This is a genomic window from Mesocryomonas lacus (genome assembly GCF_055730135.2).
On the sequence record NZ_JBUZWE020000003.1, the window covers coordinates 182960 to 197883 of the forward strand.

The 14924-nt window shown below is 67.1% G+C and carries 13 protein-coding genes; 6 read left to right on the forward strand and 7 right to left on the reverse strand.

What is annotated here, in order from left to right; translation table 11 throughout:
* Positions 1-130: 130 nt before the first annotated feature.
* A complete protein-coding gene (locus ACZLZY_RS06050; RefSeq protein ID WP_472932687.1) occupies positions 131-1351 on the reverse strand; it encodes a type III PLP-dependent enzyme domain-containing protein in 1221 nt (406 codons plus the stop codon).
* A gap of 129 nt (positions 1352-1480) precedes the next feature.
* Here ACZLZY_RS06050 and ACZLZY_RS06055 point away from each other — a divergent pair, with 129 nt between their 5' ends.
* Positions 1481-2470 carry a DMT family transporter gene (locus ACZLZY_RS06055; protein WP_472932689.1) on the forward strand — a complete coding sequence of 330 codons (990 nt, stop codon included), beginning with the start codon at positions 1481-1483 and terminating at the stop codon, positions 2468-2470.
* A gap of 8 nt (positions 2471-2478) precedes the next feature.
* Positions 2479-3741, forward strand: a complete 1263-nt coding sequence (locus ACZLZY_RS06060) for an amidase (protein WP_472932691.1) — start codon at positions 2479-2481, stop codon at positions 3739-3741.
* A gap of 406 nt (positions 3742-4147) precedes the next feature.
* Here ACZLZY_RS06060 and metF read toward each other — a convergent pair whose 3' ends face one another.
* Positions 4148-5059 carry a methylenetetrahydrofolate reductase [NAD(P)H] gene (metF, locus tag ACZLZY_RS06065; protein ID WP_472932692.1) on the reverse strand — a complete coding sequence of 304 codons (912 nt, stop codon included), beginning with the start codon at positions 5057-5059 and terminating at the stop codon, positions 4148-4150.
* Positions 5060-5246: 187 nt separating this feature from the next.
* The gene (locus ACZLZY_RS06070) at positions 5247-6287 is read right to left on the reverse strand and encodes an ArsR/SmtB family transcription factor (protein WP_472932694.1); all 1041 of its coding nucleotides are present in this window, start codon (positions 6285-6287) and stop codon (positions 5247-5249) included.
* Between the two features lie 100 nt (positions 6288-6387).
* On the opposite strand from ACZLZY_RS06070, the gene tsaA reads away from it, so the two are divergent.
* From tsaA to nhaA, 3 genes are read left to right on the forward strand one after another with little or no spacing between them, the layout of a single operon-like run.
* A complete protein-coding gene (gene tsaA / locus ACZLZY_RS06075) occupies positions 6388-6948 on the forward strand; it encodes a tRNA (N6-threonylcarbamoyladenosine(37)-N6)-methyltransferase TrmO (RefSeq protein ID WP_472932696.1) in 561 nt (186 codons plus the stop codon).
* Entirely contained in the window at positions 6948-7364 is a 417-nt protein-coding gene (locus tag ACZLZY_RS06080) for a DUF2293 domain-containing protein (RefSeq protein ID WP_472932697.1), read from the forward strand. The genes tsaA and ACZLZY_RS06080 overlap by 1 nt, the downstream gene beginning before the upstream one ends.
* A 53-nt stretch (positions 7365-7417) precedes the next feature.
* Positions 7418-8587 (forward strand): Na+/H+ antiporter NhaA, encoded by a 1170-nt coding sequence (gene nhaA, locus ACZLZY_RS06085; RefSeq protein ID WP_472932698.1) that lies wholly within the window; start codon positions 7418-7420, stop codon positions 8585-8587.
* A 27-nt stretch (positions 8588-8614) separates the two neighbouring features.
* Here nhaA and ACZLZY_RS06090 read toward each other — a convergent pair whose 3' ends face one another.
* Positions 8615-9925, reverse strand: coding sequence for a cation:proton antiporter (locus ACZLZY_RS06090; protein ID WP_472932699.1), 1311 nt, complete (start codon positions 9923-9925; stop codon positions 8615-8617).
* A 159-nt stretch (positions 9926-10084) separates the two neighbouring features.
* A complete protein-coding gene (locus tag ACZLZY_RS06095) occupies positions 10085-11989 on the reverse strand; it encodes a potassium transporter Kup (RefSeq protein WP_472932700.1) in 1905 nt (634 codons plus the stop codon).
* 421 nt (positions 11990-12410) lie between these two features.
* Between ACZLZY_RS06095 and opgC the strand changes: the two genes are divergently transcribed.
* Complete coding sequence (gene opgC, locus ACZLZY_RS06100; protein WP_472932701.1) at positions 12411-13595, forward strand: OpgC domain-containing protein; 1185 nt, start codon at positions 12411-12413, stop codon at positions 13593-13595.
* Positions 13596-13633: 38 nt separating this feature from the next.
* On the opposite strand, the gene ACZLZY_RS06105 is transcribed toward opgC, so the two are convergent.
* Positions 13634-14221: an MOSC domain-containing protein gene (locus ACZLZY_RS06105; RefSeq protein WP_472932703.1), complete on the reverse strand. Its 588-nt coding sequence runs from the start codon at positions 14219-14221 to the stop codon at positions 13634-13636.
* 8 nt (positions 14222-14229) lie between these two features.
* The gene (locus tag ACZLZY_RS06110; RefSeq protein WP_472932704.1) at positions 14230-14874 is read right to left on the reverse strand and encodes a DedA family protein; all 645 of its coding nucleotides are present in this window, start codon (positions 14872-14874) and stop codon (positions 14230-14232) included.
* Positions 14875-14924: the final 50 nt, after the last annotated feature.

The window sequence follows — 14924 nt, forward strand, 5'->3', positions numbered from 1 at the left end:
GAAGGACAGCTCGCCAACTTCTGATGACGGCACGCAATTTGCCATTCCCGTCAAGCCGCGCAGCTACTCCAATCAGACGCGATAGCCTCTCGGACGCCCTCTACGCGCTGCCTCCGTGCGGGCGCCCGCCCTACTCCCCCATCGTCTCGAGGCTCGCAAAGCTGTCCGGTTTGGTGCCGGCGTCAAACGGCGTCGTCACTTCGACGAAGGTGTCGGGGTAGAAGCCGTTGAAGCGGGTGCGCAGCGAGAGCGAGTAGGCGCCGATGTGGCCGATCTCGATCCAGTCGCCGGTGTCGACCGTCTCCGGCAGCCAGAACGGGCGCGACAGGATGTCGACGCTGTCGCAGGTCGCGCCGCAGACGCGGAACGGCGCAATGGTCTTCGGATCGCCATTGCGCTGGGTGCGGGCAGGATCGGGGATGAAGCGGGCAGGCAAGGTGATCTTGCCGGTCCAGGAATCCGACAGCGAGGCCCAGATGCCGTCGTTGATGTAGAGCCGGCGGCCCTTGCGCAGAAGCACCCGCACGATCAGCGAGAAGCAGCGCGCCACCACCACGCGGCCAGGCTCGGCTACCAGCGGGATGTCGCCGAAACCCCATTCGGTGATGTCGCCGCGCAGGCGCGACATGATCTGGCCCATCCCCGGCATGTCGGGCTTCTTCGACTTCGGGTCGTGGCCGTATTCGGCGGGGAAACCGCCGCCGACGTCGAGCCCGGCGATCGGAACACCGGCGCGGCTGCGCACCCAGGCGGCAGAGCCGAGCGCCCGCTCATAGGTCTCGGGGTCCTCGATCTGCGAGCCGACGTGGAAGCAGATGCCGACCTTGAAGCCGATGCGGTGGCAGCGCTGCAAGAGTTCCACCGCATGCGCCGGCGCCGCGCCGAACTTCTTCGACAACTCGTAGGCGGCGCTGCCCTTGGTCTGGATGCGGATGAAGAGGGTGATCGTGCCGGGATCGAGGTCGAGCGCGCGCACGATCCGCAGGATCTTCGCCACCTCGTCCTCGTGGTCGAGCGACATGGTGCGGATGCCGTAGGTTTCCAGCGCCAGCCGGATGTCGGACTGCGCCTTCACCGGGTGCATGTAGAGCATCTCGGCCTTCTCAGAGACCGCGCGCACGGCGGCGAACTCGCCGGGCGAGGCGACGTCGAAGATGGTCACGCCGGCTTTCGCCAGCGTCTCCAGCACCATCGGCTCGCCATTGGTCTTCACGGCATAGGCGGTGTCGCCGGGAAAGGCGTCGATGAAGGCGCGCGCATCCTCGGCCAGCACGTCGGGACGGAAGCAGTAGACCGGGACGTCTGGCCGCAGCGCCAAAGCGGCGTCCTTGGCGGTCTCGAATTTCTGCATCGCACTTCTCCTGGGACGGCAGGCAAGGCCTCGCACGATTCGGCGCGGCGCTCCTTCTCCGTTTCGGGAAACGGGTGGCACGCGGCGACCCGATCTGCAACACGAAGGCCGGGAAACGGGAGGTTGAGCATGCCGAGAAGGCCAGGTGATGACAGCGCGGCGGTGGCAGCGGACGCGCAGACGCCACCCGCCGCTCGCCCCACCGCACCTTTGGCGCTGACGCCGCGTCTCTGGACGCTCCTTGTTCTCCTCGGGCTGCTCTGGGGCGGCTCGTTCTTCTTCACGCAGATCATCATCCGCGAGATCCCGCCACTGCCGCTGGTGGCGCTCCGCGTCGGGCTCGCAGCGACGGCGCTCCTCGGCTTCCTCGTCCTCACCCGGCAGAAGCTGGCGCCGTTGCGCGAGCGCGCCCTCGCCTTCCTCGGGCTCGGCCTTCTCAACAACGCCATCCCTTTCCTGCTTCTTGCTATCGGCCAGAAGACCATCGGCGGCGGCCTTGCGTCGATCCTCAACGCCACCACGCCGCTCTGGACGATCCTCGTCGCCGCCCTCTTCACCGCCGACGAGCGTCTGAGCGCCGGCAAGCTCGGTGGCGTCGGGCTGGGCATTGCGGGCGTTGCGACCCTCGTCGGCCCGGAGGCTATCGGCCGGGGCAGCGGCGCGCCGCTTGTCGCTTTCCTTGCCATCCTCGGGGCGACGCTCTCCTATGCCGCAGCCGGCGTCTTCGCCAAGCGCTTCCGCGGCGTGCCGCCGGTGGTGGTAGCGACCGGCCAGCTCTGCGGCTCGAGCCTTGTCATGATCCCGCTGGCTCTGGTCTCCACCGGCGGCGTCAGTTTCGCGGCGATCGAGGACCTCTCGCCCGTCGTTATCCTCGCCATGCTGGCCCTTGCTTTCGTCTCCACCGCCTTTGCCTACATCCTCTATTTCGAGGTCGTGGCTGGCGCCGGGGCAACCAACGCCTCGCTCGTAACCTTCCTTGTCCCCGCGAGCGCGATCCTCCTCGGCATCCTGTTCCTCGGCGAAGCGCTGGATGTCCGGGAAATTCTGGGTTTCGCGCTCATTCTCCTCGGACTTGCCGCAGTCGATGGGCGATGGTGGCGGGCCCGCGCAACCGCATGAGTCCCCCGATGAAGCCCTTCAGCCTCGCCGCCCTCGTCCACGCCATCGCCGCTGGTGACACGACGCCCGAGCGGTCGATCCAAGAGACACAGGAGCGGATCGCCGCTCTCGACGGGCAGATCGGCGCCTTCGTGCGCCTCGCCCCGGCGGAGACGATCGACGCCGCCCGGACGGCGACCGGTCCGCTGCGCGGCGTGCCGCTCGGGGTGAAGGACAATTTCGACACGTTCGACATGGCGACCGAGCATGGCTCACCCATCTCGGCCGGCAATCGCCCGGTCGCCGATGCCGCGCTCGTCGCCATGGCCCGCGGCCAAGGCGCCTTCATCGCCGGCAAGACGGTGTCGACCGAATACGCCCACATGCAGCCGGCCGGCACCCGCAACCCCCGCGGCCTCGGCCATACGCCGGGCGGCTCGTCCTCGGGATCGGCCGCCGCCGTCGCCGCGGGCATGGTGGCAGGGGCAATGGGTTCTCAGACCGGCGGCTCGGTCATCCGCCCCGCCGCCTTCTGCGGCGTCGCCGGCTACAAGCCGAGCTTCCGCTTGCTGCCGACCGTCGGGATGAAGACCTATGCCTGGTCGCTGGACACCGCCGGCCTCTTCGCGGCGGGGGTCGCCGACGTCGCGCTGCTCGCGGCCCTCGTCACCGGCCGCGATCTCGCGGTCGGCGACACCCCGCCTGCCCCGCTCCGCATCGGCCTCTACCGATCCGGCGAGGATCACCGTCTCTCGCCCGCCATGGCGGCCGCCTGGGAGCACGCCGCAAGCCTTCTCGAAACGGACGGTGCGACGCTGGTCGAGATGGCGGAGCCGCCAGCGCTCGCCGAGGCGCGCGCGGTTCAGGGCCGGATCCAAGATTTCGAGGCCGCCCTCGCCCTCGGGCACGAACTGCGCACCGCTGCCGACCGGCTGAGCCCCGGCCTGCGGACCGCGTTGGAGGCCGGCGCAGCGACGACGCCCGACAGCTATGACGCCGCCCGCCGCACCGCGCGCCAGGGTCGCCGTGCGGCGACCGCCTTATTCGACGGCATCGATGCGCTGCTGGTGCCCTCGACGCTCGGTGCAGCGCCAGCCTCGCTGACGTCCACCGGTGATCCCGTGATGAACAAGCTCTGGACGCTGACCGGCAACCCTTGCGTCAACGTGCCGGGCCTTGCCGATGCCGACGGCATGCCGCTCGGCCTCACCGTGCTCACCCGCTTTGGCCGCGACCGGGAGGCACTCGCGATCGCCGCGCGCCTCGAAACCCTCATCTCAAAAGCTCAGTGATTACAAAGGCATCTGAAGGTTCTGTCTTGCAGTGCAAGAATCGGCAGGAATCCGGCGATTCGTGAAGCCTCCACGACAATCCGCAAATTTATTTATTGTGGCGGCAACGTGGCTAGGCCCTGAAACGTCGACACTTTTTGATACGCAACGTTAAACCGCGTGCGCTGCAGCACGCCGGGCCTCTTTACCCCTATGAACAAAGGCTTAATATTGAGCTTCGTGACAGAAGGAGGATCGCTATGAGTCTGACACAATCGCTCAACCTCCTGATGATCTCTGCCGCCTTCGCATTCGTTGGCGCCATGGTCGTCGGGGTCCTGCCCTAGTCCATCGAGTACCGGTTCAGCCGGAAGACAAGTACGAAGCCGGGGTGCGAGCCCCGGCTTTTCGCTGTGTGCTTTCCCGTTCAGGCGGCCGCGGCGTCCTCGGCAGGTTGGGCGCGCGCCGTCTCCCGCAGCCCGAGAATGTGGCAGATGGAATAGACGAGGTCGGCCCGGTTCATGGTGTAGAAGTGGAAGTCGACGATGCCGCGGCCGACGAGGTCCAGCACCTGTTCGGCGGCCACCGCCGCGGCGACATGACTGCGGGTCTGCGGGTCGTTCTCCAGCCCGTCGAAACGCTCGGCGAGCCAGGCGGGAATGCTGGCGCCGGTGGCGGCCGAGAAACGGGCGACCTTGGTGAAATCGTGGATCGGCACGATGCCCGGCACGATCGGGATGTAGAGGCCGGCCTTGCGGACGCGCTCGACGTAGCGCTCGTAAACGTCGTTGTCGAAGAAGAACTGGGTGATCGCGCGCGTCGCGCCATTGTCGACCTTGCGCTTCAACAGGTCGATGTCGGTTGCGAAGTCCGGGCTCTCCGGGTGCTTCTCCGGATAGGCCGAGACCGAGATCTCGAAATCGTCGATCCGCTTCAGCCCTTCCACCAGTTCAACGGCGTTGCGGTAGCCGCCGGGATGGGCGGTGTAGCTGCCGCCGACGCCGGCCTGGCTGTCGCCGCGCAGCGCCACGAAATGCCGGACGCCGGTGTCACGGTACTGGCGCACGACCGCGTCCACCTCCTCGCGCGTGGCGTCGACACAGGTGAGGTGCGCCGCCGGCTTCAGGCTGGTCTCCTCGAGCAGCCGCTTGACCGTGTGGTGCGTGCGCTCGCGGGTCGAGCCGCCGGCGCCGTAGGTGACCGAGACGAAGCTCGGCGACAGCGGCGCCAGCCGCTCGACCGCGGCCCAGAGGCTCTCCTCCATCTTGTCGGACTTCGGCGGGAAGAACTCGAAAGAGACGTTGAGGCCGCCGCGAACGGTAGAGGCTGGATAGGCCATGGCAAACTCCCGGAAGATCATCGGACGCGGCGTTCCGCAGTCCTGAAACGGCTCATGGTGCCGGCATGGCTCGAAGACAAAGATGCCGGCGGTGGCGCCCCGTGCGTCTCCAAGGACACTTCCGGGCGCAGAAGTCATGTGCGGGCCGGTCGCGCCTTACGGCGGGGCGACCGGCGTCATGCAGGCCCTAGAGCATCGTGATCGACGGGCTGGCGCGGCGCGGCGCCTCCGCCATCAGGCGGCGACGGTCGCGGGCCAGCCAGATCGTAACGGTCAGTTGCTTCGGCTGCGAGCCGTCCGGCGCCAGCGTCTCGACCTCGACGACGTCCAGCCCGGCCTCCTCAAGATAAGCCGACATCGTCTCGCGGGCAAAGCCGAGCCTCAGATGCGCGTGTTCCTCGCGCAAAAATTCCAGCTGGTGCGGGGCGAAGTCGATGATCGCCAGCCGGCCGCCCGGCCGCAGCCGCGAGGCGGCCTCGCGCACCGCCGCCTGCGGATCGTCGAGGAAATGCAGCACCTGGTGCAGCGTGACGAGGTCGAAGTCGTCGCGCGGCACCGGCAGATGATAGCAGTCGCCCTGCCGCACCAGCGCATTGCCGATGCCGGCCGCCTCGAGTTTCGCGCGGGCGAGCTGCAGCATCTCGCGCGAGGCATCGACGCCGACCGCCTGCTCCACCCGCCCGGCGAACAGCTCGATCATCCGCCCGGTGCCGGTGCCGACATCGAGGAAACGGTCGATCCGCGCCGCGCCGACGAGGCCGAGCAGCCGGCTCTCGACGTCGGCATCCGGCGCGTGCAGCAGGCGGATGCGGTCCCAATGTCCGGCATTCTCAGCGAAATAGCCGGCCGCGCGCTCCGCCCGCTCGCGGCGCACCGCCTCCAGACGCTCGGCATCGCGCTCCAGCGCCGGATCGGTCTCGTCGAGGCGAGCCAGCAGCGAGCGCACCAAGCCGGACACGGCGACCGCATCGGCCAGGCGGAAATAGGCCCAGGCGCCTTCCTGGTAACGGGTCAGGATCCGCGATTCGACGAGAAGCTTCAGGTGGCGCGAGACCCGCGGCTGCGACTGGCCGAGGATCGCGGTGAGGTCGGTGACCGTCAAATCATTGCGCGACAGCAAGCGGGCAAGACGCAGCCGGGTCGGCTCGGCCAGCGCCCGAAGGACGTCGACGGAGAGATCGAAGGATAGTTTGGGCGCATCGAGCATGCGGGCCTCGCAGAATGACATAAACATATCTTTATATCACGCGTCAGCAATCTTCAACCCGGCTTCTCCCGCCGACCGCAAATGCTTGCGCGCGTGGCCTGCCACACCGTAGACCTCTCGCATGGACACCGACACCGATATCCGTCCCGGCGAAGTTCGCTTCGCCCTCGATCCGGCCGAGGCCGACGATGCCCGGCTCTGCTTCATCGGCCGTATCCGCTCGGCCTGGAAGACCCGGGCGGACTGCCCGAAGAATGTCGGCATCGCCCGGGAACGCGGCGCGCCCGCATCGATCGAGATCGACGCGCCGTTCCGCCTCGCCTTGACCGGGCTCGAAGCCGGCCAGGGCCTGCATGTGCTGTCCTGGCTCGGCGAGGCCCGGCGCGATCTGGCGCTGCAGACGCCGCGGCATGCGGAAGCGCCGCGCGGCACCTTCGCGCTGCGCTCGCCCGTCCGCCCCAACCCGATCGGGATGCATCTCGTGCGGATCGTCGCCATCGACATCGCGGCGGGCCGGATCGACATCGATGCCATCGACACCCTCGACGGCACCGCCGTGCTCGACATCAAGCCCTATTTCGAAAGCGTCGACGTCCTCCCCGCCGAGCCGCCGCTGGCGCCCGCGGAAGACGGGGGTGCGGCGGACATGCTGACCGCGCTCGACGAGGCCAGGAGCCCCTGATGGCGACGGAACGGCAGAAGGCGATCGCCCGGGCGCTGACGCTCACCATCCCGCAGGCGCCCTATCTCGACGCCGAGGCGATCCGCAGCGCTGCCCGTGCCCGCCATCTGCGAACCCTGTCGCCTGCCGTCGCGCTCTGGCTATCCGCCGTCGCCCACATCCGCCACGCCCATACCGACTACGACATACTCCTCGGCGACGGCTACGAGCGCGACGCCGCCCGATACTTCGTGCTCGACGACATCAACGCCGTCCTCGATCGCTGGGGCGCGACGCGGCGCCTCGATCCGGACGCGGTGGACGACAGCCCCAGCGGCGACCCGGATTCCGAGGACGGCGTGGACGATCGCTTTAACCGGGACGAAGATCCGGACGACGACGACGTTGAAGACGACGAAGACGACGAACCGGACTAGCCCCGCCCTTCTATCTCTCGCACCCGCTTAGCCACGCTGCCGCACAGGATCCGATGTCCCACCCCGCCTCTGCCAACCCCTCCTTCATCCGCCGCTTCCTCGCCAGCGAGGCCGCCGGCGGCATCGTTTTGATGGCGGTGGCGGTGCTCGCCCTCGTCATCGCCAACACGCCGGCGGCCTCGGTCTATTTCGGCGTCCTCGAGACCTATGTCGGCGGGTTGTCGGTGCTGCACTGGATCAACGACGCGCTGATGGCGGTGTTCTTCCTGATGGTCGGGCTGGAGATCAAGCGGGAGGTGCTTACCGGCCAACTCGCCAGCTGGCCGCAGCGCGTGCTGCCGGGCCTTGCGGCGGTCGGCGGCATGGCGGCCCCGGCGCTGGTCTACCTCGCCTTCAATGCCGGATCGCCCGAGACGACCCGCGGCTGGGCCATCCCGGCCGCCACCGACATCGCCTTCGCGCTCGGCGTCCTGTCGCTGCTCGGCCCGCGCGTTCCGCTGTCGCTGAAGGTGTTCCTGGCGGCGCTGGCGATCATCGACGATCTCGGCGCGGTGGTGATCATCGCGCTGTTCTATACCGCCGAGCTCAGCCTGATGGCGCTCGGCGGTGCCGCCGCCGTCACGATCGTGCTCGCCGTGCTCAACCGACGGGGCGTCCACAGCCTGCTGCCCTATCTCGTCCTCGGCTTGGCGCTGTGGGTGCTGGTCTTCCTGTCCGGCATCCATGCGACGCTGGCCGGCGTCGTGCTGGCGCTCACCATCCCGCTCGCCGTCGACAAGCGTACCGGCGATTCCACGCTGGTCCGCCTTGAGCACGCGATCCACCCCTATGTCGCCTTCCTGATCGTCCCGATCTTCGGCTTCGCCAATGCCGGCGTCTCCTTCGCCGGCTTTACCCCTTCGGCCCTCCTCGATCCGGTGCCGCTCGGCGTCGCCGGCGGCCTGTTCATCGGCAAGCAGGTCGGCATCGTCGGCATCGCCTTCGCCGCCGTTCGGCTTGGCATCGCGCGGCTGCCGGAAGGCGCCAGCTGGCAGCAGTTCTACGGCGTTGCCGTGCTCTGCGGCATCGGTTTCACCATGAGCCTGTTCATCGGCCTCCTCGCCTTCCCGACGGACGCGCTGCTGCAAGGCGAGGTGAAACTTGGCGTGATCCTCGGCTCGCTTCTCTCCGGCCTGTTCGGTGCAGCGATCCTGCTCACCGCGCCCTCGCGCCAGCCGGCCTGAGCCCAGCCCCGGCGCTGCAGGAAAAGCTCACGCGCCGGCGCCTGGTCCTTGCAGACCCGGCGGCCCCGCCTCCCCCGCATCGGGATCGCGGCCGTGCAACCGGTCGAGCCGCCGCATGATCGGCGTCTCGCTGAGCCCATGCAGGAGGATCGACAGGAGGACGACCAGCCCGACGATCGCCCAGAGCCGCTCGCCGCCCTCCACTGGCATCGCGTTCAGCCCGTAGGCGAGATAGTAGAACGAGCCGACGCCGCGAATGCCGAAGAAGGAGAGCGTCAGCTTCTCGCTCCACGCCGCCTTCAGCCCGACGAGGCCGATGAGCCCGGTCAGCGGCCGCACGACGAGGAGGATCAGCACGGCCGCGACGATGTCGGCACCGCGCAGCGGCAGGAGCAGGCCGCTGACCAGTGCGCCACCGAACAGCAGCAGGAGCACCATCATGGCGATCCGCTCGATCTGTTCGGTCAGATCGTGCATGTCGCGCTGAAAGTCGTGGTTGCGGTGCGCGTGGCGGATGGTCAGCGCCGTGACGAAGACGGCGATGAAGCCGTAGGCGTGCACGATCTCCGTGACGCCGTAGGAGACGAAGGTCGCCGCGATCGCGATCAGGCCATCACCGGTCTTGGCAAGCTTGGTCTCGGCGGGAATGCGGAAGGTGAGCCAGCCGAAGACCCGGCCGACCAGCCAGCCGCCCCCGATGCCTGCGACGATTTCCCAGACGACGTTTTCGGTGAACCATTTCAACGCCCAGGGCTCGCCGGTCGAGGCGGCAAGGCCAAGCGCGATGGCAAGGTGCACGAAGGGAAACGCCAGCCCATCGTTCAGCCCGGCCTCGGAGGTCAGGCCGAAACGCACCTCGTCCTCCTCGCCGGATTTCGGCGGTCCCACCTGCACGTCGGAGGCCAGCACCGGATCGGTCGGCGCGAGCGCGGCGCCGAGGAGCAGCGCGATTGCCAGCGGCAAGCCCATCAGCCAGACGGCGATCCCGGTAATGGCAGCAATGCCAAGCGGCATGGTGATGGCAAGGAGCCGCCACGTCACCGCCCAGCGTCGCCAGCTGAACACCCGGTCGAGCTTCAGCCCCGCCCCCATCAGCGCGATGATCACCACGAATTCGGTGAACCGCTCGCTGATCTCGGGATAGTCCATCGGCATCGGATCGAAGCGGATCTGCGGCAGCGAGAACAGGCCTGCGCCGAGGGCAATGCAGACGATCGGCAGCGATAGCGGCAGCCGCTTCAGGGCCAGCGGCAGCCAAGCGACCAGCGCGATCAGAACGCCGAACCCGGTGAGAACAAGGATGTAGGGATCCGGCGACAAGGTGAGCAAATTCGACATACCGCCTAACGAGGACGGGCGATTGTCGATCCCTTGCGCGCAACACGGCGCTCTTCCGGACAAAGCGGGGCGCGGCGCGGTCTCAACCGTCGGCCTCAAGCACACCGATCAGGGCGCAAACTGGAGACAAACAGAGGGAAGAGAGAAGACGTTCGCCCGCTAAATCGCGAACTGCTGCCCGAGCTCGACAACGCGGTTCGCCGGCAGCCGGTAGAAGCCGGTGGCATCGGCCGCCGATCGCGCCATGGCGATGTAGATGCGGTCCTGCCAGACCGGCATGCCGTAGCTCGCCGTCGCCTTGAACGAGCGCCGCGAGAGGAAGAACGAGGTCGACATGATCTCGAACTTCAGCCCCTTCTTCTTGGCCAGCGCCAGCGCCTTCGGCACGTTCGGCTCCTCCGAATAGCCGAAAGTGAGGATGATCCTGGTGAAGCTGTCGCGCATCTCGACGATCACGAGCCGGTCCTCGTCGCTGACCCGCGGCACGTTGGCGGTGCGGACGGTCACGACGACGTTCTTCTCGTGCAGCACCGCGTTGTGCTTGAGATTATGGAGAAGCGCCGAGGGCGCCATCTCCGGATCGGACGTCAGGTAGATCGCCGTGCCGCGGGCGACATGCGGCTGCGACTTCTCGAGCATGGCCAGGAGGTCGTCGAGCGGCACGCTCTCGCGGTGCGCCTTGTCGTAGACGATGCGCGTGCCGCGGATCCACGTCCACATCAGGAAGGCGAGGATGGCGGCAAAGCCAAGCGGCACGTAGCCCCCGTCCAGAACCTTAAGAAGATTCGAGCCGAGGAAGACGCATTCGAGCACCATCAGCGGCACGAGCACGGCAACGACCAGCGCCAGCGGCCACTTCCAGACCTTCCAGAACACTACGAAAGCCAAGGTGGAGGTGATCACCATGTCGCCGGTCACCGCGATGCCGTAGGCGCTGGCAAGGCCGCTGGAGGACTTGAAGGCGACCACCAGCAGGAGAACGACGATGAGGAGATACCAGTTGACCCGCGAGATGTAGATCTGGCCGAACTGGGTCTCGGATGTGTGGGTGATCTTCAGCCGCGGCAGAAGGCCGAGCAGCATCGCCTGCTGCGTCACCGAGAAGGCGCCGGTGATCACCGCCTGGCTGGCGATGACGGTGGCGACGGTGGCAAGGCACACCAGCGGCAGCACCCCCCAGTCGGGGGCGAGCAGGAAGAACGGGTTCTCGATCGCGCCGGGCTGGCTGAGGATCAGTGCGCCTTGCCCGAGATAGTTCAGCGCCAGTGCCGGGAATACCACGAAGGACCAGGCGACGCGGATCGGGAAGCGGCCGAAATGACCCATGTCGGCATAGAGCGCCTCTGCGCCCGTGACGGCGAGAAACACCGATCCGAGCACCGCGAGGGCGATGAAGCCGTGATCGAGGATAAAGCTGACGGCATAGGCGGGGTTGAGGGCGTAGACGATGTCCGGCCGATCGCCGATATGCGAGAGCCCGAGCCCCGCCATGACAGCGAACCAGACCAGCGTGATCGGGCCGAACCAGCGGGCCACGCTGCCGGTGCCGCGGCTCTGGATCGCGAAGAGGCCGATGAGGATCGCCATGGTGATCGGCAGGACGTAATCCTCGAAGCCGGGCGCCACGAGCTTCAGGCCCTCGACCGCCGACAGAACCGAGATCGCCGGCGTGATCACCGCATCGCCGTAGAACAGTGAGGCACCGCAGACGCCGATCGCCAGCAGGAACGGTTTTCGTCCCATCGCCCGGATCGCCAATGCCAGCAGCGACAGCGTGCCGCCCTCGCCCTGGTTGTCGGCCCGGAGGATCAGCACGACGTATTTCAGCGTGACGATTAGCGTCAGCGTCCACAAGAGCAGCGACACGACGCCGAACACCTCGCTCTCGCTGAAGCCGCCGGCGGAGGCGTGCGTCAGCGCCTCGCGTAGCGCGTAGAGCGGGCTGGTGCCGATATCGCCGTAGACGACGCCGATCGACCCGATCAGGAGGGTCTTGAAACTGGCGCCGTGCGTGCCCGTGTCACCGTGAACGGGATCGCCCTTCGACATCTCTGTTGCCGTCATCGAGGAAGTCTTCCTGGCGCCGTGCGCTCGCCCCACGCACTGGGGCCTTACGGGGATGTGGTCACACCGACGTTTCGACAGCAATCAAGCAAGGACGAACTGGGCAATTCGTTCGTTGAATACTCCCGGCCTCAAAGGAGTGCAAGCCGCCGGCAAGGCAGCCCGGGTTGCCGAATGGCGGCATTATCATCAGCCCCGTGCGGGTCGAGGAAAGGGCGAAGCAAGTGCCGATCCAATGAGCCCCGATGCTGTTCAGAAGCCGACATAATGCAGCGGCATTGCCTCCTCAAGAAAGCCAAGTGACATTTAGCCAGTCAACAATATACTCACTGTTTCTTATCAGATAGCCGGCAATCAGTAGCTGTTAGTTTAACAATCTGATGTCTATTGAAGTCTTCGGCCCTAGGGTGGAGAGACGGCCTTGCTTCGGATTCATGCGATCGACACGATACGCGGACTGTGCCTGATCAACATCTTCGTCGGTCATATCGGATTGGGCGTCTTCCATCTGATGTCGCCGTCCGGAATCCTGCTCATAGATTGTTCTGATATCTTCGTTTTTAATGCCGGCGTCTGCACATCGCTCAGCTATTGCTGCCGTCCGAGCCTGTCCTTGCGGCAGATCCTATCTTGCAACTGGGCGCGAGCGGCGAAACTTTACTGCGCGAACGTTCTGCTCATCGCGATCTCGGCAGTGATCCTCGCGGTTTCGGCGGCGATCGCCCCCCCGGACATGCTGGCCAACTGGCCCCAGGCCATCGCAGACGAGTCCGGCGCCCCCCGCTACCTCTGGCACCTGATATCCCTGCAGCAATCCATCGGCTTTTCCATGGTGCTGCGGCTCTACGTCTTCCTGTCGGTGGTGGCGCCCGCCCTCATCTGGTGCAGCCTGCGCCGCTGGTGGCTGCCGCTGGTGCCGGCAGCCCTGGTCTGGGCCGTTGCGGGACATTTCGCGCTGGTCTTGCCCAACAGCCTGTCCGGCGAGCCGCTGTCGATGACGATGCTGCCCTGGACCTTCGTCTTTGCCGCGGGAACGGCGCTCGGGGCCGCCATCGTCGGAAAGGTCCCGATGCCGCGAATCCCGTGGGTCGACGGTCTCGCGCTCGGCCTGCTGGTGGGGTCCGTGCTGTCGATCGCGGTGGTCGCGCATATCCTGCCGGACCTTCAGGACTGGTACCGCACCCGCAACGACTTCTTCTGGACAGGCGGCAGCAAGACGCTGCAATCGCCGCTGCGCGTCCTCTCGCTCTTCGCGCTGGTCTGGGTGTTCCTGCGCTTCCCGCACGCGCCCGTCCTCAGGCTGCTGCATGAGGCAGGGCCGGACGCGCTGCTCAGCCGCCTCGGCCGCCGCCCGCTGCCGGTCTTCTGCTACGGCGCTGTCTTCTCGCTCCTCATCGACCAGGTGCTGAGGCTCCTGATCGCCACCGGCCGCATCACCCCAACCTCGCCGCCCTCGGTGCTGGTCGAGGCCATCGGCATCGCCGCCGGCTTTGCATTCCTGCGGTGGATCGCGCTGCGTCCCAAGGTCTCGGCAAAGCCATGGCGGAGCAGCGCCGCCGACGTAGCAATGGAGGGGTCATTCCCCTCTGTCGCCTTGCGGACCTGACGCGGCGACGTGGCCGAGTGCTGCGGCAAGGCGCTGGGTCAGGCGACCGGGTAAATCCACTGGTCGGGGATGACGGCCTCGAACGCGTCGCCTTCTGCCACCCGGCCCGGCTTCTCGACCCAGGCGACGAGACCGCGCCGGTTCCGGGCCGCCTTGACGAAGCTGGCCTCGATCCCGGGATGCCCCTCGACATGCCGGGCGATGCCGCGGCCGGCGAGCTTGCAGGGATGGTTGTCGCCGTCGACCTTCAGCGTGAGCCCGCTGGCAAAGAACAGGAGGGTGCGCGGCGGCAGATGGGTGAGGTTCGCAATGCCCTCGATCAGCATGTTGCCGCCGATCCATTCCGGCTTCAGCTCGGGCAGTTCGAGCGCCTCGGCCGTGGCCTGGAGCTCATCCACCGCCAGCAGCGAGAGCTGGCGCTCGTTGCGGATTTCCGTGCCGCGCTTGTACCAGGGCTCGCGGCCACCGGTGCGCCGGGTCAGGCCGCCATGGGCGTCGCCCTCGATCCCTGCAAAACCGAGGTCCAGCGCCGTCACGGCGGTGGTGACGAAATCTTCCAGGCCGGCCCGGTAGAGGCCGGCGATGCGACCACCGATCCGGCGGCCCTTGATGCGCTCGATGCTCATGGCGGGCCTCAATCGTGCCGGTGGGGATGTTCGTCGGAGCGCAGGTCGACCCGGCGGCTGCTCGGCTTGAAGGTGACGAGGCGGTAGAGGTAGAGCAGCACCACGGCGATCACCACGGCATTGGAGACCGGGCCGACATAGGCCTCGATGTCGTGGAAATTCTGCCCGAGATAGTAGCCGGCCAGCGCCAGGAACGCCGTCCAGACCACGGTGCCGACCGACGACACCGCCATGAACAGCGCGAACGGCATGCGCGACAGGCCGGCCGGCACCGAGATCAAGGTGCGCACCGTCGGCACCAGACGGCCGAAAGACACCGCCCAATAGCCGTACTTCCGGAACCAGCGATCGGCCGCCTCGACATCCTCGGCGGTCATCGTCATCCAGCGGCCATAGCGGTCGGCGAGGCGGATGATCCGCTCCTCGCCGAAAGCGTAACCGATGTAGTACCAGGGAATGATGCCGAGGAGCGAGCCGATCGAGCCGGCGACGATGACGGTGATGATCGACATCTCGCCGGTCGCCGCCTTGTAGCCCGCCAGCGACATGATGATCTCGGACGGGATCGGCGGGAATACGTTTTCGAGGAACATCAGAAGGGCGATGCCGAAAGGCCCGAAACTGTTCATCAGGTCCTGGATGAAGACGTCCATGCGATCGGTCCGTTCGGTAGCAGCGGCCGGGGACGTTCCCGCGGCAGGGG